Raw genomic sequence first — 17,374 nt, forward strand, 5'->3', positions numbered from 1 at the left:
TGGGCGGTCATTCGATGCCTTGTTATTTGCGAGGATGCGGTGGGGGCCGGGACGGAGTGCGTTTGACGTCCCGGCCCTCCGGGGCTACTTCTTCTGCCCGGGCAGACCTTCGTAGGCGATGTCTCCGGTCTCGAGGTTGCCGTCGATGAGCTTCGTCAGCCCCTTCAGGAACGCCGGGCGTTCTGTGACGACGTGCTCGATCGCGTCGTCGACGTTGTCCTCCGTGATCGCCGGCATTGTGTAGACCGGGTTTTTCGCTTCGTCGGTCTTCGCTTCGCCGCGAGCAACCTGTGCTGCGACCGCAAGTCCCGTAGCGAGCTCCACGGTGCCGTTCTGCAGTGACGTTCCGATGAAGGATCCGTTCTTGACGGCCTGCAGACCGTCCTCGATACCGTCGATGCCGACGATCGGCTTGGACATGTTCGCTTCCTTCAGCGCTTGGAGCGCGCCGAGGCCCATGTCATCGTTCTGGGAGATGACACCGTCGATGTCGTCTCCGAACGCGGAGATCCAGTTCTTGGTCTTGTTGACCGCTTCGGAGCGGTTCCAGTTGGCGGTGTCCTTGGCGAGGACCTTCACGTCGGGGTACTTCTTCAGGACCTGGTCGATGCCTTTGCCGCGGTTGATCTCACCCGATCCGCCAAGCGGGCCCTGCAGGATCACGACGTTGCCCTTGCCGTTGAGCTTGTCCATCATCATCTGCGCCTCTTGCGCCCCGGCGGCCACGTCATCCGGCTGGACACTGGCGCTGACACTCTTGTTGTTCAGCGTCGCGTTAACGTCCAGGATCGGGATGTTCGCCGCTTTCGCTTCCGCGACTTGCGGCTGGAGCGTCTCTGCCTGCACGGGGACGACGATGATGGCGTCCACGCCAGCGTTGACGTACTGGTCCACCTGGTCCGCCTGGGTGCTGACGTCGTTGTTGGCGGAGTTCCACTTCACGGTGATGTCGTTCTCGGCCGCATACTTATCGATGCCCTCCTTTCCTTCGGTGATGAAGGAAGACATGTCGTAGACACTGATGCCGACGGTGATCGGCTTCTTACCGCTGCTGCTGTCAGTGTTGGCGCTCGGGTCGCCTGCACCGCAACCGGCGAGTGTGCCGACTGCGATGAGTGCGATGCCGATGCTGGCGATGCGCGTGAAACCCTTGGTGATCTTCATTGATGCTCTCCGTGTACGGGTGATGGAGCCACTGGTGCGGCGGGGGGGGGTGGTGCGAGGTGTCAGGCGCGCCGTTTGGCTGCCCAGACGTCGACGGCGACCGCCGCGACGATGAGGATCCCCTTGATGACGTCCTGCCAGTAGGCCGGAACGGTGAGGATGTCGAGTCCGTTATTGAGGGTCTGGATGAGTAGCAGGCCCAGGGCGGTTCCCCAGATCGTTCCGCGGCCGCCGAGGAGGCTTGCCCCGCCGATGACTACTGCCGCGATGGCGTCGAGTTCGTACCCCTGCCCAAGCGTCGGCGAGCCGGTAATGACTCGGGAGGCGAGCATGAGGCCGGAGAGCCCGGCTAGGGCGCCGCTGATCGCGTAGACGCTGAAGAACACGCGGCCGGTCTTGATGCCTGCGATCTGTGCGGCAAGGGGGTTCCCGCCGACGGCGTAGATGCGCAGCCCAAATGCAGTACGACGCATGACGATGCCGAGTCCCACGATGCCGACGATCATGAGGATCACCGGGATGGTGAGACCGAGGAACCGGGTGTTCGCGATGGCACCGAAGCTGGCGGGCAGACCGTTGATGGGAGCACCGCCACCGACGACGTAGGCGGCACCGGAAGCGAGCGTCAACATGCCGAGTGTGGCGATGAACGGTGGCACTTTCATTACCGACACGACGAAACCGTTGATCGATCCGGCCGCTAAGCCGACAAGGACAGACACGATAACGGCGACCCAGATCTGATCAGGGAAGGTCTTCGCTGCGAGAGCGCCGGTCATCGAGCTCAGCGCGATGACACTTCCGACAGAGAGGTCGATGCCGCCGGTGAGGATGACGAGTGTCTGCCCGATGGCGATGAGAGCGAACGGCGCCGCGGCGATGAGGATCGTGATGCCGTTATCGAGCGTCGCGAACCGTGCGCTGCGATATGCGAAGAAGCACATCACGAGCAGCAACACGATCACCATCGCGTAGCGGATGGCAATGTGCCGGACGAGCTTCGCGTCGATCCTTCGCCGGCCAGATGGAGTGAGGGCTTCGGTCGTCATCGTGCGTCGTCCTTCGTGGTGAGGGTGGAGATGCTGCTCGTCGGGGTAGCGCTCAGCCCACTGGCTAAGCGGAAGATGCGGTCCTGGACGTCAGGGGCCGCCAGATCTGGAGCGTCGAGGACCCCGGAGATACGGCCTTCGCGGAGAACAAGCGCCCGATGGGACAGGCTCAGGATCTCCGGCATGTCGCTGGACGCCATGACCACCGCCATGCCTTTCGCTGCGAGGTCTGTGATGATTCGGTAGATCTCACTCCGAGCGCCGACATCGACACCGCGCGTCGGTTCGTCGAGCAGGAGCACGTCGACAGTGCCGGTGAGCCAGCGCGCGAACACAACTTTCTGCTGGTTGCCGCCCGAGAGGGTCTCCATGCTCTGGCCGAGCCCGCGGCTTCGCAGGCGGACGGACCCCGTCGCCTTCTGGACAGCCGCGCGGCGGGCACCCTGGCGAAGCCAGCCTGCCGTCGTGAACGACTTCAGACGCGGGAGACTGCCGTTGTCGAGGATGTCCATCGAAAGGACCCCGCCGGCACGCTTACGGTCTTCGGGCACCAAAGCGACGTTCGCGCCGATAGCGGCGTACGGGTCGTTGCGCTTCAACGACTTTCCGTTGACAACGATGGTGCCCCCGGTGGTGCGGCGTACACCGAAGATTCCCTCGATCAATTCTGTCCGACCCGCGCCCACAAGGCCGGCAAGTCCGACGATCTCACCGCGTCGAACCGTGATGCTGATGGGTTCCGGCGCGCCTTCGACGTGGAGGTCGGTGACTTCAAGAACGACTTCTGATGCGTGTTCGGGTCGCTCGGGGAACAGGTCCTCGAGTTCGCGCCCGATCATCGCAGTGACGATGTCGTCGTCCGAGACGGCGCTCATCGCGTCATCAAGGACAAGGCCCCCATCCCGGAGAACGACGACGTGGTCGGCGACCGCGCGCATTTCCTCCATCTTGTGGGTCGTGAACAGCAGTGCGACACCCTTGTCGCGTAGAGCGCGCATCACGTCAAGGAGTTGCTGCACTTCTCGTTCGGCGATGGCGCTGGACGGTTCGTCGAGGAGGATCGCGCGAGCCCCGGTGTTCGTGGCCTTGATGATCTCGACGATCTGGCGGATACCGACGGGGAGCGTCCCCATCTTCCTGGTCGGTTCGAAGTCGAGTCCGAACTGCTGGAGGTCCTTCCGGGCTTCCTCGATCATCGCCTTCCGGCGAAGCCCGAAGGGCCCGACGATCTCCCGACCGATGAAGATGTTCTCGTAGACGGTGAGCTCAAGCAGGGACGCAAGTTCCTGCGGCACGATCGCAACGCCGAGGCGGTTTGCGGACTGCGTGCTACCCGACTGCAGTAGCTCACCGCGAACGCGCACCTCGCCGGAATCGGCGCGATACTGACCGGATGCGATCTTCATGAGGGTCGACTTGCCGGCACCATTCTCACCGGCAAGCGCAGTGATCGTGCCGGGCTGCAGCTGCAACGACACGCCTTTGAGGACGGGGATACCGGAGAACGCTTTCTCGATCCCGGAGCACGCGAGGACTACCGGCTGCGCCTCAGTGGACACAGTCTCCGGCGCCGAACTTGCCGGCTGCCCGTCGATGATGCGTTCGCTCATCACTTCACTCGCTTCCTGCGAGGAGCAACGGCGCTTCCTCGCGCACCGGCACCTCTCAGCGACGGTGGAGCGAAGGTAACAGCCCCGATCATATGTGCGCTAGTGGCGCTCATATGAGCGCAGCCGTAGGATGGGAACGGCCGCGATGCGAAGGAGCTCCACGTGGGACCAGATGAAGTCGTTCGGCTGAGCCTTGCTGCAAGCCGGTACTACCGCGAAGGTAAGAGCCGCGTCGAGATCGCCAATGAGCTTGGCGTGTCCCGCTTCAAGGTGGCTCGCATGCTCGAGAAGGCTCAGGAGGTCGGCATCGTCCGCATCGAGATCGACACTCCGGTCGCGGTCGATTTCGAACTCTCTGCCGCGATTCGCTCACGCTTCGGGCTCAACCGGGCCTTCGCGGTCGAGGCGCCAAGTGAAGACCCTGAGGTCGTACGTGATTCACTCGGTCGCGTCACTGCGGATCTCCTTCGGGAGATCGTCACCTCAGACGACGTCCTGGGCCTCACCGCTGGCCGCACTCTCGAGGCGATGACCCGCCATCTCACGAAGTTGCCGTACTGCGACGTCGTGGCGCTCGGCGGCGTGGCCGGCCCTGTAGCCGAACACGGAGTGGAGATCATTCGACGTGTCGGACAGGCGTCAGGCGGAAGGACGTTCCCGATTTTCGCGCCCCTCTTCGTGCCCAGCGCCGAAACAGCGCGGTCACTCCGCGGCGATCGGGGCATCGCTGACGCGTACGCCCGCTTCCCTCGCGTCACAATCGGCGTGGTCGCTGTCGGAAGCTGGGCCCCCCCAGAATCACAGCTGTATGACGCTGCGGCTGAGGAAGGCATCGCCGACGCTCTCATTCGGGAAGGGGTCGTCGGAGAGGTCGGTGCGACACTCTTCGACCGGCACGGGCAGGTGATCCCTTCCATCGACGACCGCTCGATGGCCATCACCGCGACGCAGCTTCGGGCCGTCCCCGAGGTGATCGCCGTCGCCGGCGGTGCTACGAAGGTCGATGCGGTCGCCGCGGCGATCGCGACCGGCATGGTGAAGTCCCTCGTGACTGATGTCGGCACGGCGAGGCGGCTTCTGGAACGCGGAAAGGCCGCGCCGTGAGGTCAGCCAGGTACGTCACAATCTGAACCGCTTTGCTGCATCACCGACGTCCAGGCTGCACCGAAACTCACATCCGGCAGCTGACCAAGCACATCGCTGTTGGGTTGCACCTCTGCCGCGTTCAGCACACAGCGCTCCATCCCGGAGGTCGACGATGCTGACGCCGCATGCCGCTGCGCTCCGGGGTTGATCCCGGAGCGCGACGATCTCCCGCTTGGTGATATCTCCAATAACGTGGACAGCACAAACGTCACCAAGCATCCGGGTTGGGCGCCCTACCAACGCCGCATCCGCGGCTCCAGCATGCGAGTGCGGACTAGTGGATGATCACGAGCTTGCCTTGGACACGATTAGTTTCACCAAGTCGATGGGCTGCAGCGAGTTCAGCGAGCGGGAAGGTTTGCTGTACCTCGACGGTGAGGGCTCCAAGCTCAACCAGACCGGTGAGGGCAAGAAGGCCGGCGTAGTCCGGTTCAACAAGGATCTCGGGTGTGACCTCGATCCCCTGTTGACCGGCTGCTTCGAGGAGCCCGTCTGTGCCGCCGGGCGCCACCCGGACGAGCGTACCGCCGGGCTTGAGAACGTTGATCGAGCGCCGAGCAATGTCGTTCTGGGGGAAACCGCCCACTAGGTCCACGACCACGTCGAGGTTCTGGACTTCGTCCTCGAACAACTGGGTGTGGTGGTCAATGAGTTCGTCGGCGCCCAGGGAGCGCAGCCACTCGTGTCTTGCTGCGCTTGCGGTGCCGATGACGTACGCACCGAAGTGCTTCGCGATTTGGACGGCAAGGTGGCCCACTCCGCCGCCGGCCGCGTGGATGAGCACGCGCTGCCCCGGCTCGATGGTGATCATGTCAGTGAGAGCCTGCCAAGCAGTCAGCCCTGCGAGCGGGAGTGCGGCAGCTTCCACGTGGTTCATCGACGCAGGCTTCCGGACAAAGTGCCGCGACGGTGCACAGACGAAGTCGCTATCCGCGCCAGCGGGACGTGGGAAAAGCGGCAAGCCGAGTACTTCATCGCCTGGGGTGAAGAGATGCACACCTGGGCCAACTTGCTCGACAACGCCGGACACGTCCCAGCCCAGTACATGGAAACCATCCCCTTGCGCGGCGGCGGCTGGCGTTGGCGCACCCGCCCGAGTGCGCCAGTCGACGGGGTTCAGTCCAGATGCGGTAACTCGCACGAGGATCTCGGTGGGAAGAGGTGTAGGTCGGGGGACAGTTCCAGGGCGGAGAACGTCCGGGCCACCTGGTGAGTCGTAGCCCATTGCGTTCATCAGTGGGGTATCGGCGACAGGCCGCATTTCGTTCTCGTCTTTCTGGTGGGGATCGGTGGTGGGTGCGTCTTCGTGACTTGAGTCACATTCGTTTCGGATCGAACTCAGAAGGTGGGCCTTGCTGCCAACTGCAGTGCTCCGGCGAGCTCAGCACGGCACCCGTGTTGAGCTGCAACGATGCTGAGTCCCTGCGCGGTGGCGGGCTGCGCAAACTGGTCGAGTCCGAGCTTGATGCCAGTGAGGAGCGCCTGGTTTGCAGTTCCGAGTTTCCCGCCGACGACGAGCAGGCTTGGGTTGATCAGGTTGCACAATGTGGAGAGGGCTTGTCCGACTGTTCGGCCTGCGTCGCTGAAGATGCGTTCGGTGACCTCGTCGTCGAACGGTAGGTCGGCGATGTCGGGGATCTCGACGCCTTCGTGGCTATGGGCGAGTTGCGCGAGAACGCTGTCGACGGAGATGACGGCTTCGAGGCAGCCGCGGCTACCGCAGCGGCAGAGTTCGTTGTTGTTCTCGAGTCGGTTGTGCCCGATTTCGCCGGCGAGTCCGGCCGAGCCTTTGTAGACCCGGCCGTCGAGGATCATCGCCGCGCCGATACCGTCGGAGAGCTTGACGTAGAGGACGTCGTCGTGCCCGGAGGCAGCACCGACTCGGTACTCGCCGATGGCGCCGAGGACGGCGTCGTTCTCGACGGTGACGGATTGGCCGAGTCGCTGCTCGAGCTCGGCGGCTGGGTCCAGTCCGACCCAGCCGGACAAGATTGTCGGTGATCGGACCACCCCTCGTTGCGAGTCGATGGGTCCCGGCACGCCCGCGACGATGGCGTCGAGCGTTTCGACGCCGTTCTTCTGGCACAGCGTGGTCAGGATCGAGCAGGCGGTGTCCATCGCACCTTGCGCGTTCAGGTCGACGTTCTGCAGGGTGTTTTCGCTGGCGATCTCGTTCCCGAGAGCATCCGCCAGCGCCACGTAGATGTGTTTGTGCCCGAAATCGATGCCGGCGATCCATCCAGCTGCTGGCGCGGGGAAGAGCCGCACCGCAGGGCGGCCGCTGCCGGAACCTCTGCCCTGGCCATCGGACTGCTTCTCGATGACCCGACCTTCACGCAGCAACCGCTGGACGAGGTAAGCGACGCCGCTCCGCGACATGGACGAAGCGGCTGCGATCTCCGACCGGGACACTCCTTCGGGAGCTAGGCGGATTCGGTCGTAGACATCCTCCAGCGCGCGGTCGCGTGGGGACACAGTTTTGACGGCAGCCACACGATCATCCTAGTGATGCCGCATCGAATTGACTGTTTTTGAGTGGTCGCAGTCAAAAACATTGCTTGAGTCTGCGCTGTTTTTCGCGTTGACGAGCAGAAAGAGTGCGGTTACGTTGAGCTAGCTCCACCGCCTATGAGTCGCCTTCGAAGACGAATCGCGCCGGCGGTGGGCAGTGACGACCTCGCATCGAAGCTGACGCAAGGTCGACACGATCTCATCCTGAAGTGTTGTCAGAGAGGACAACCGTGTATCACTCAATGAACCAGGGTCGAGGTGGCAAGCGGGTCTCGAGGACCGCTTTGGCCGCATGCGCGGGAGGTGTCGGCCTCGCCATCGTGCTGGGCACGACGACCGGCCCGTCCGCGATCGCCGCCACGCCAGCCGACCCACCCGCGAGCAGCTTCGGTGTCTCGCCGGCAACGGCGCAGGACGCCCCCTACACCAAGACCGTCTCCTATCTCCTGTCCCAGATGACGCCAGCGGAAGAGGTTGCCGTCATCGCCCAAGGCACTGACCCGGACAACCACGGAGAAGCCGGATACCTCGCCGGTGTTCCCCGTCTCGGGGTCCCCGCCGTCCGGCATGCTGACGCACTCGGCATCAACGTCTACGCAGACGGTACGGCCTTCCCGACGCGACTCGGCCTGGCATCATCGTTCGACCGTGACGCCTACAACCTGCTCGGTGAGGAAGTAGGCAAACAGGGCAAAGCGCTTGGCGTGGATCTCGTCTATGGCCCTCAGGTCGACATGGCCCGATACCCGTCATGGTCCAGGAACCTGACGACCAACGGCGAGGACGCCTACGTATCGTCCCAGTTCTCTGCGGCCGAGATCAACGGCATCCAGAGCACCGGGCTGCTGTCCCAGGTGAAGCACGTCTCCTTCTACAACGGACAGAACCAGGCGACGCCGTCGCTCATCAGCTCGCAGGCCGCGCACGAGGTCTACCTTGCACCGGCGCAGTCCGCGATCGAAGAAGGCGGCGTCAGCTCGTTGATGTGCTCCTACGCGATCTTCCAGATCGTCGGCGAGCAGAACGCTCCGCAGTACGCCTGCTCGAACTCGAACCTCTTGAACAACATCGTCAAGAATCAGTTCAACCTCAAGGGCTTCATCACCTCCGACTACAACGCCAGCAAGGCGACGTCGGACATCCTCGCCGGCATGGACAACGAGTTCGCAACGACCAACCTCTCCGCGCCGAAGCTCGTCCCGCTCATCGACTTGACCTCATCGTCGTTCGAACCGGCCTACGCAAGCGCCACTGCCAACGCGGTCGCCCGCATGCTCTACGAATACGAACGGTTCGGCCTGCTCGACAACAGCAAGATCCCCGATTCGGTGGAATCGGACGTCGAGCAGCACGGTGACGTCTCCTCGACGTACAACGGCACCACCGTAGACAAGGCCAGCGGTGACAAGGTGGCGCTTTCACTCGCTGAGGAGAGCGGCGTACTTCTGAAGAACGAGGACGACGCGCTTCCGCTGTCGACGAGCAAGTCCGTCGCAGTCGTCGGCCCCACCTCGACCCTGCTCCCGGCAAGCCCCGGCGGTGAACGCTCCCGCGGCTTCGGCGACCAGGTGAACTACACGCCACTGAAGGCCATCAAGGCGCAGGTCGGCTCCGAGAACGTCACGTCCGCACCCGGCGTCGACTGGATCGGTGACACCGTCCCCACCGCGAACCTGCAGACGACCAACGATGGCTCAGCCGTGCCGGGTCTGACCCGCACGAACACCGATGGCTCCACCACGGTCGACACCACCATCGACGGCAAGCAGACCACCCTCGCCAAGGGTGGCCAGTACACCTGGAGCGGCTACCTCAACGTGACCACTGCAGACACGTACCGGCTGCTGCTGCAGCGTCCCTACGGAGTCGACACGGGTAACGCATCGGCATACAACGGTGGCGTACAACAGGAACCCGGACGCAACGGCCCGCCCGAGCCACTCAGCCTGAGCGTCGACGGCGCAGCCCAGACGATCGTGAACCCCGGCGGCAACATCCTGCAGAACGCCTTCCCCGACGGTCAGCGCGCCTCTAACGGGCAGTACCTAGGCAAGCAAAACCTCGGCGTAAGCCTCGACCTGTCGGTCGGACTGCACAAGGTGAGCTTCACCTACAAGCCCACCGCGTCCACTGCGACCACTCCGACCATCCGGTTTGCGTGGGCACCGCTGGCGCAGAACACTGCCAAGGCCGTCCAGGCTGCGAAGACGAGTGACGAAACGGTCATCTTCGTCGACGACTCCACGCCGGGAACCACTGAGGGTGCCGGCCCGAACTCGTCCACCACCGCGTCACTGCGCAACCTCAACGCGACCCAGGTGAACCTCATCAACACCGTCAGCGCCGCAGCACACGCCGCCGGCAACAAAGCCGTCGTCGTGCTGAACTCCGGCACCGCCGTCGCGATGCCCTGGGTAGACAACGTCGATGCGGTGCTCGAGATGTGGTACCCGGGTGAAAAGGGAGGGCAAGCAACCTCCAACCTGCTGTACGGCGTGGTGAACCCGTCAGGCAAGCTTCCGATGACGTTCCCAAAGGACGACGACTCCACCCCGTTCTCCGGCAACCTCGAGCGCACCACCGGAACGCAGACCGGATCGGAGACCACACCGTCGATCAAGTGGACCGACGGCGTCAACGTTGGTTACCGCTGGTACACCGACCCTGAGGCCAACCCGAATGGCTACAAGCCGCGGTTCCCCTTCGGGTACGGACTCTCATACACGTCGTTCAAGTACTCCGACCTGAGCGTCAAGAACGCGAAGGACGGCGGACTCGACGTCACCTTCTCCGTCACAAACACCGGCAAGAAGGACGGCGCGGACGCACCCCAGGTGTACCTCGGCGCTTCTCCCGACCTGGCAACGCCGACGTTCGACGCGAACGGCATCGTGACCGCTGGCTTCCAACAGTCCACGCAGAAGCTGGTGCAGTTCGATCGCGTCGAGCTCGCCGCTGGCAAGTCAGCGACGAAGACGCTGCATGTGGACCTGCAGCAGGTTTCCGCCTGGGACACCGTTGGACAAAAGTGGGTCATCGGTTCGGGTAAGCGGACTATCAGCCTCGGCGCGTCGTCCGAGAACCTGGTCGCCTCGGTCACCCGCGACGTCCCCGCAACCGTCGTCGCTCCGTCTGTCACGACGAACCCAGTCGCGAAGAAGACGGTGAACGAAGGCGCAACGGTGACGCTCTCCGCAGCCGCCACCGGGTCGCCGGCACCGACTGTTCAGTGGCAGGTCAGCACGGACAAGGGCACGACATGGAACGACGTCGTCGGTGCCACCTCCGCGACCTACACGTTCAAGTCGAAGCTCTCCGACAACAGTTCGCAGTACCGCGCCGTCTTCACCAACGACCTCGGTTCCGTCCCAACGACGGCCACGGTCCTCACGGTGAAGGGTGTGGCGCTGACGGCGCCGGGTCATGTCAAGGCGACCCCCTCCGTGCGAGTCGGATCGACGACGACCTTCGTGAAGTCCAAGGTCACCCTGTCCTGGTCAGCGTCGACACCGGCAACATCGGTGAAGGCCTACCAGGTTCGAGACGGCGGAAAGGTCGTCAAGACCGTCGCGCCGTCCGTGCTGTCGACGCCGCTCACGCTCGCAGCAGGGAAGCACTCCATCTCAGTTGTCGCTGTCGCGACAAGCACGTCCGTCCCAGGTGGCAATGAAGCCTCGGCAGCCCTCGCCGTGACCGTCGACAAGACGGCACCCGTCGCTTCCGTGACGCGTCCCGCACATCAGGAACGTGCATCATCCTGGGCGCACGTGAGCGGCACCGTAAAGGACACCGGCTCCGGCGTCGCCGGGGTGACGGTGAAGGTCACGGAGAAGCGCGGCTCGAGCTACTACTACTTCACGGGCAGCAAGTTCGTGAAGGCGAAAAGTTCAACTTCGGCACTGGCGAACGCCACCGCGGTGGCCACGTCCGTGAAGTCCGGCAAGTGGTCGGTCGCAGTTCCAGGCGTGCGTGCCGGGACGCTGGCAGTTCACCTGTCCGCGACCGACAAGCTCGGCAACACCGGCTCGTCAAAGGGGGTGACCGCAACAGTCAGGTAGCACCACACACCAAGGGAAGGGTGGGGAGAGGGGCGGTCCTAGTGACCGCCCCTCTTCTTGTGCGCGCCCATCGGGCGCCCTGCGCGCCATGCCCTCCAACGCATCAGCAGCAGCACTACGGTAGATATCTCGCGTGCGAGAGAGATAGTATGACGGGATGATCGCCATGGACGCAGCTCCCGAGACGGGCCCCAAATTTCGCTCCAAGCCCCTTGTGTTGGCCAGCGCGAGCCTCGGCACCTTCCTCGTGATCCTTCTGACGTCGGGGCTCAACATCATGTCCCCGTCGATTCGGGCCGAGCTGCACGCGACCGAGGGTGCGCTGTCTTGGGTTCTCTCGGGATACACGCTTGCCTTCGCAATGCTCTCGTTAACCGGCGGGGCCCTGTCCGATCGCTTCGGCGCGCACCGCGTATTCATGACGGGCCTCGTCGTGTTCGCCGTCTTCTCCACCGTCGCTGCGGCTGCCCCCAGTGTCGGCTTCGTCATCGTCGGCACATTCGGTGAGGGGGCCGGGGCTGCTTTGGTGTTGCCCGCCGCACTCGCGTTAATCCAATTCGTTTTTGGTGACAACACGAAGAAGCTAGGAGTTGCCATCGGTGTGTGGGCAGGAGCGAACGCACTCGGTGCCGCAGTTGGGCCAGTTGTGTGCGGAGCACTGGTCTCGTCCTCGTCATGGCGGGTTGCGTTCGTCGTCGTCGCAGTCCTGGCCGTCGTGTTCGCTGCAGTTGGACTGCCAGTTTTCCCGCGCATCCCGACCTCGGACCGACCAATCGACCTGCCCGGGCTGATGGTGATGGTGGTACTCCTCGGCGTGGTCGTTTTCATCGCCCACGATGCAACCGCCATGCCCCCGCTGATGATCGTCGCTGGCGTCTTCATCACGGTGCTGCTCATTTGGGCCTTCGGTGCTATCGAACGCCGCGCGTCCGCACCGATGCTTCCCCTCGAACAGCTCCGAGACATCGCATTCAGCGGCAACGCACTCGTCACCATCGTGGGCACGGCTGCGTTCTTCGGTCCGCTGTATATCGTCAGCATGGGGCTACAAGACCAGCTCGGTATGAGTGCGTTCGCATCCGGCGTAGCACTGCTACCGCTCGCTGGAGGCAACGTCATCGCCGCCCTCGCCGCTGGCCGTCTGCAAGAACGAGTTGGAATTCGCGGCACCATGCTCATCGGATCCGCGCTGATCGTGATCAGTTTGATTCCAATCCCGTTCCTGTTCGAGCGCTATGCCGCCATCATTCCCGCACTGATCGTCCTCGGAGTTGGTTGGGGCCTCCTGGTGCCGAGCACCTCCGCCGCCGGGCTTGTCCGGGCTCAGCCGGGCAAAGAGGGTGTCGCGTCAGGCGTCACCGCCGGCGGCCGCGAACTCGGAGCAGCTCTGGCTGCTGCCGTACTCCTGCCAATGGGCATTACCGGGGGGCTCCTCGTCTCGGCGGTCGTTGGTGTCGGCGCGATCGTCATCGTGCTCCTCACCGTTCGAAGGCTGAGCGCTCCCATCGCTGGGCCCGCCATCGAGGAGGATGGTGATCGTGACTGACGCAATCGACCGAGCCAACAATGAGTGGGCCGAAGCGCTCCCCGACCTGGATATAAGTGCTGGAAGTGTGCTTGCTCGCGTTGAGCGATTGGCTCACCTCATCGAGCAACGACAGAACGATCGGCTCCGGCGACGTCCCGGAATGCTTGTCTCCAACCGCGGCGATTTCGACGTCCTCCGTGCACTCCGACGCGTCGGGCCGCCCTTCCGCATGGCACCTGGTGACATCGCGCAGCGAGTGCTCGTCTCGTCCGCAGGTATGTCCGGGCGCCTCAAACGACTCGCGCAGGAGGGATGGATTGTCCGCGTCCCTGCTCCCGAAGACGGCCGATCCATGATGGTCGAACTCACCCCGGAAGGTGTCGCAGACCTCGATGCTGATCTGCCTCAGCACTACGCATTTGAATCGTCCCTGCTCGACGCCCTCGCACCTGAGCGTCAAGCCGACGTTGCAGCCGCTCTGCGACTCCTCCTCCTCACGCTCGAACAGGATTCGTCAAGCCGCTGAAGGCAGCAGCCTCCTCCGTACCCGTCACCGTGAATAGAAAGCTCACCATGCTCCCCACCACGTACTACCCCGTCCCGACGCAAGACCTCTACGAGTTCAATCGCGATCGCATCGCCGGCAAACCCTATGCGAAGTACTTCAACGGCGACCTGTGGCTGCACGACGACATTCTCCCCGCCCTGCACCGTCCCACACCCACCTCACAGATGCTGTCGTCGTCACCGGCGGACCTTGACTCACTCCTGAACCCCGGCTACCACGACGTCGAAACGGGATGGGGTGTGAGCGAAGCGGGCACGCCCTACGTGGCCAGTTTGACCCGTTTCCCTGGCTGCACCGCAGAGATGTTCACCTGGTGGTTTTGGTGGCACTCGGTTGAGCCGGAGCGGTACTCGCTTTGGTATCCGTACAACCACTTGCAGGCAACGCCCCGAAACCGTGCTGTTCTCGAGCAGCCGGGTCTCACCGACGCGGAGCGTTATATCGGTAACACTCACGATGTCGTCGAGTACCTCGGGCCCGTACGGGCGGAGCTCGAGATCCACTTTGTGGAGCCTGAAGCGCTGGGCTTCGATCGGGTTCGCTTTGACGGCGTCTACTCAGCCCACGCATGTGCGGAAATTGAGGGCGGTGTAATGCTGCATCTCGTCCGGAATACCGACAATGGGTTTGAGCTTCGTAGCCGCTACATTTTCGACCGCGGTCTCTCCGGATCGGCGATCCCTGCACCGAACGCGGATGTAGCGCGTGAGCAGGCAAGGTCGTTCGCATACGAGCTCATGATCCACGACCAAACAGAGTTCACCCACCTGTCCACTTTTCTCGCTGACATCCACCACGAGTTTGCAAACTGAAGTAGAAGGATGACCTCAAGCGACTTAGACGACCGCTACGGCCGGACTCTCCGTAACACACGGCTCACTCGGTGGAGCGCAATCCTGCTCGGCGCGTGCGTGGTTCTCGCATCGGTCATGTGGGTTGTTTGGGCCGGCATCGGTAGTGAAAAGTCTGGACCCGAGGCGCTCGACGTCGGCTACACGGTCGTCTCCGAACACGAGACGGTGATCGTTACCCAAGTTGCAATGGATCCCGGGCGAGAGGCGCGATGCGCGCTGAAGGTCCTCGACAGCACCAGCGACATCGTGGGCTGGCGAGAGATCGAAGTGCCCGCTACCGACCGTACGTCGCAGACTTTGAACACCCACGTGAAGACCACTGTCCGTGGCGTGACCGGCGTCGTGAACGACTGCTGGTACGACGAGTAGACGGGGGACCACACCCTGGGCGGAAAAGTTCACGATTCCTTCCCCTTTGGCTTCCCCGGCCGACTCCGACGTTCTTTTGGCAGGCGCGGATCGAGTTGACGGTCTGCGAGTCGCCACTAGGTCCGGTCATCCGGTCGGAGGCCCTTGCAAAGTCGGACACGACCTGCGATCGCTGAAATTGGCAAGTTGTCAGGCTCGAACCGGGGCCTACTAGTCGTCCAGGTGTTCGGTCAGAGTGACCGCATGAGTAACTTCGCTGCCGACGCCCTACGTGTTCTCCCGCGAGGGTGCGGCTACGGGATGCTGATCGCGCTGCTCACGGTCATTGCGAGCTCGATCCTTGGAGCGTTACTCGACGACGGTTGGTCTGCGCTCCCGAAGGCGATACTGAGCGCAGCCGCCGTGTTGTTCTATACGGGCCCGCCAGCGCTCGTTCTCGGCTTCAGTACTGGGTTCGTGGCCACCTTGTTCGCGTTCTTCGTGTTCGCGGTCCTGCGTCGTACTGGGTGTTCGCGGTCCTGCGTCGTACTGGCGCTGCCATGACCCCGAGCCGCTGGACAGCGGCCATCCTCGCGGCGATCGGGACGCTCGGGCCAGGAATGAGCTTGCGGACGAGCCCGTGGTTTGCGCCTGATGCGAAAGCGGCCGAGGGCCACCGGCTTGCGGCTGCCGTCAGGAGCCGACATGGGGCTTGCGAGGCTCGGCCAAGGCGTGCAATGATCATCGTCCGCACCACCCCGATGATCGGATTCCAAATCTTCCTTCTGTGATAAGAGCTCGCCATTTCTGGCGTGCTCGCACAAGAAGGAGATGCACATGGAACCACTGCTGGGGCTCATCGCTTCTGCCGGCTTCATCGCCGGGCTCAGCACCCTGCTTCTCGCGGTCCCGCGGGCTCTCGTTAGCCAGTTGGTGGTCCATCTTTGGGCCGCGCAGCTGCGGCGAAACGGCGTCAGCGATGCCGACATCGCGGCTTACGCTCTCGCCTCGGCGATGCGTGGCGTGACCCGCGCGAAGGAGCGGAAGCAGTGATCGCGGATGGCGCGACCAGCTCGGCGGGCCATCACTGGGGCGGTACGACTACCGCCGTGGCGATGACCTTCTGAGCGAACTCTGCCGGGCAGGGTGCGAGGTAACCAATTCCCACTCCGGAGGCACTCCGCGTAGCGCTCCATCACCGACCGCACTCGACCGCACTCGACTGCCTGCATCTCATGCACTCGCTCGAGCATGACCCTTGTGTGCTCCGCGGCAGCTCATGCGGTCGGGGTGAGGACTCTGCTGGCGTGTGCTGTCTGCGTGTCGTTGAGGGCCGAGACCTCGCCTGCACACGCACTGCACTAGGTGCCGGCTGCCGAGAGCAGGACAAAGGGAGCACATGTGCCCCGGTCCTTGCGGGGGCCATCACCCTCCGGCCGGAGTTGAAGCCGACTGGCATCACAACGGATCGGCAAGGTCTTCCACCCACCCAATGTGGAGGTCGTCGATCGATAGGAGGCCCATGTGGTGCCCACCTTTTTCGCCAATCGCGTTCAGGCAGTGCACGGCACTGTCCCCGACCGAAGTTGAGCCCGCAACGTGCATGTGTCCGAAGAGCGCCAGCTGCGGCTTCACCGCTTCGAAGAGCCTTGTCACTCGCTCACGCGAGATGGACGAGGCAGCGCGACGGTCCGGCGTCCACCTGCCAGCATGGCCGATTTGGCGCTCAACCTCGGTGATCCCAACGTTCAGTGCTTCATGCGTAAGTAGTACGTCCGCGGGACCGCCTGCGATTGCCTCGTCGATCTCAACTTCAGACGGTACTTCAAAGGGGCCGCGGTCGACCTCGAGAGACGCGGCCCCTCCCATGCAGAGATAGCTTCGGCCGCCGAGGGTGAACCGCATGCCACGTGGGGCCAGCCATATCCGGTGCGCGACGCGGAAGAAGCGACGCGGGTTGTCCGCGAACTCCTGGTGGAGCCGATCCCACCACTCATGGTTCCCGGGCACGACGATGAGTCGGTCGATACCAGATTCTGCCAGCGCGCGGTCAAGCCGCGGGATGAACCCGGTCGCTTCGTGAACCTTGCGGCCGGCGCTGGAACGTGGAGCGGCCCATCGGACGTCGCCGGTGTGCAGGATCGTGCGCACATCGGGGGCCACCCGATGGAGACGCCGGAGGTGCGGAAACACACGCGCCTCCTCAGATTCCCAGTCTCCAGCAATTGCCACCCGCACCTCCCCCGGCAAGCGAATCTCCTCCGCTGGCCGCCCATCGAAGGTTGGCCACACGCGGCGAGCTGCCGCGTCCAGGCCATCCCACAAGGCGATTGCTCGCGCCCGACGTGTGCGTCTCTCCCCTTGTTCAAGCGCACGATCGTTGTGCATCGCTTCCTACCTCCAGAACCGGGCCGACGGGCGACACCGATGAGACTACGACGGCGATGCAACAATTCCTGCGCTTTGCGGGGGTCTCGAGGGAAAGCGCGACATGAATACGCACAATGATCGACTCGCTGCTGTGAGAGCGTCCGAAAT

14 protein-coding genes and 1 pseudogene are annotated in these 17,374 nt (G+C 63.6%); 8 read left to right on the forward strand and 7 right to left on the reverse strand.

All coding sequences use genetic code 11. The features are described from left to right. Positions 1 to 84 precede the first annotated feature (84 nt). The 3 genes from ACXKZB_RS13080 to ACXKZB_RS13090 form a co-directional block, all read right to left on the reverse strand. Positions 85 to 1,164 (reverse strand): substrate-binding domain-containing protein, encoded by a 1,080-nt coding sequence (locus ACXKZB_RS13080; RefSeq protein WP_488823400.1) that lies wholly within the window; start codon positions 1,162 to 1,164, stop codon positions 85 to 87. A 62-nt stretch (positions 1,165 to 1,226) separates the two neighbouring features. Next, the gene (locus ACXKZB_RS13085; RefSeq protein ID WP_488823401.1) at positions 1,227 to 2,213 is read right to left on the reverse strand and encodes an ABC transporter permease; all 987 of its coding nucleotides are present in this window, start codon (positions 2,211 to 2,213) and stop codon (positions 1,227 to 1,229) included. Further along, the gene (locus tag ACXKZB_RS13090; RefSeq protein WP_488823402.1) at positions 2,210 to 3,823 is read right to left on the reverse strand and encodes a sugar ABC transporter ATP-binding protein; all 1,614 of its coding nucleotides are present in this window, start codon (positions 3,821 to 3,823) and stop codon (positions 2,210 to 2,212) included. The genes ACXKZB_RS13085 and ACXKZB_RS13090 overlap by 4 nt, the downstream gene beginning before the upstream one ends. A gap of 162 nt (positions 3,824 to 3,985) precedes the next feature. On the opposite strand from ACXKZB_RS13090, the gene ACXKZB_RS13095 reads away from it, so the two are divergent. Continuing rightward, entirely contained in the window at positions 3,986 to 4,927 is a 942-nt protein-coding gene (locus tag ACXKZB_RS13095; protein ID WP_488823403.1) for a sugar-binding transcriptional regulator, read from the forward strand. Positions 4,928 to 5,243: 316 nt separating this feature from the next. Here the strand turns inward: ACXKZB_RS13095 and ACXKZB_RS13100 are convergent, their stop codons facing one another. The 3 genes and pseudogenes from ACXKZB_RS13100 to ACXKZB_RS13110 all read right to left on the reverse strand — a co-directional run bounded on the left by ACXKZB_RS13100 (position 5,244) and on the right by ACXKZB_RS13110 (position 7,462). After that, complete coding sequence (locus ACXKZB_RS13100; RefSeq protein WP_488825898.1) at positions 5,244 to 5,780, reverse strand: NADP-dependent oxidoreductase; 537 nt, start codon at positions 5,778 to 5,780, stop codon at positions 5,244 to 5,246. 165 nt (positions 5,781 to 5,945) lie between these two features. After that, positions 5,946 to 6,230 (reverse strand): annotated as a pseudogene (locus ACXKZB_RS13105) (alcohol dehydrogenase catalytic domain-containing protein); the annotation flags it as partial. Between the two features lie 77 nt (positions 6,231 to 6,307). Continuing rightward, complete coding sequence (locus tag ACXKZB_RS13110; RefSeq protein WP_488823404.1) at positions 6,308 to 7,462, reverse strand: ROK family protein; 1,155 nt, start codon at positions 7,460 to 7,462, stop codon at positions 6,308 to 6,310. A 260-nt stretch (positions 7,463 to 7,722) separates the two neighbouring features. Here ACXKZB_RS13110 and ACXKZB_RS13115 point away from each other — a divergent pair, with 260 nt between their 5' ends. The 7 genes from ACXKZB_RS13115 to ACXKZB_RS13145 all read left to right on the forward strand — a co-directional run bounded on the left by ACXKZB_RS13115 (position 7,723) and on the right by ACXKZB_RS13145 (position 15,889). Next, positions 7,723 to 11,538: a glycoside hydrolase family 3 C-terminal domain-containing protein gene (locus ACXKZB_RS13115; RefSeq protein ID WP_488823405.1), complete on the forward strand. Its 3,816-nt coding sequence runs from the start codon at positions 7,723 to 7,725 to the stop codon at positions 11,536 to 11,538. A 157-nt stretch (positions 11,539 to 11,695) separates the two neighbouring features. Then, positions 11,696 to 13,084, forward strand: coding sequence for an MFS transporter (locus tag ACXKZB_RS13120; RefSeq protein ID WP_488823406.1), 1,389 nt, complete (start codon positions 11,696 to 11,698; stop codon positions 13,082 to 13,084). Next, entirely contained in the window at positions 13,077 to 13,592 is a 516-nt protein-coding gene (locus tag ACXKZB_RS13125; RefSeq protein ID WP_488823407.1) for a MarR family winged helix-turn-helix transcriptional regulator, read from the forward strand. The genes ACXKZB_RS13120 and ACXKZB_RS13125 overlap by 8 nt, the downstream gene beginning before the upstream one ends. Positions 13,593 to 13,639: 47 nt before the next feature. Continuing rightward, entirely contained in the window at positions 13,640 to 14,446 is an 807-nt protein-coding gene (locus ACXKZB_RS13130) for a DAPG hydrolase family protein (protein ID WP_488823408.1), read from the forward strand. 9 nt (positions 14,447 to 14,455) lie between these two features. Further along, entirely contained in the window at positions 14,456 to 14,857 is a 402-nt protein-coding gene (locus ACXKZB_RS13135) for a DUF4307 domain-containing protein (RefSeq protein WP_488823409.1), read from the forward strand. Positions 14,858 to 15,157: 300 nt separating this feature from the next. Continuing rightward, positions 15,158 to 15,400 (forward strand): hypothetical protein, encoded by a 243-nt coding sequence (locus tag ACXKZB_RS13140; RefSeq protein WP_488823410.1) that lies wholly within the window; start codon positions 15,158 to 15,160, stop codon positions 15,398 to 15,400. Between the two features lie 273 nt (positions 15,401 to 15,673). After that, positions 15,674 to 15,889, forward strand: a complete 216-nt coding sequence (locus ACXKZB_RS13145; RefSeq protein WP_488823411.1) for a hypothetical protein — start codon at positions 15,674 to 15,676, stop codon at positions 15,887 to 15,889. 405 nt (positions 15,890 to 16,294) lie between these two features. On the opposite strand, the gene ACXKZB_RS13150 is transcribed toward ACXKZB_RS13145, so the two are convergent. Next, positions 16,295 to 17,224, reverse strand: a complete 930-nt coding sequence (locus ACXKZB_RS13150) for a metallophosphoesterase (RefSeq protein ID WP_488823412.1) — start codon at positions 17,222 to 17,224, stop codon at positions 16,295 to 16,297. Positions 17,225 to 17,374 lie beyond the last annotated feature (150 nt).

The sequence above is a fragment of the Curtobacterium sp. ABR8 genome (genome assembly GCF_057812125.1).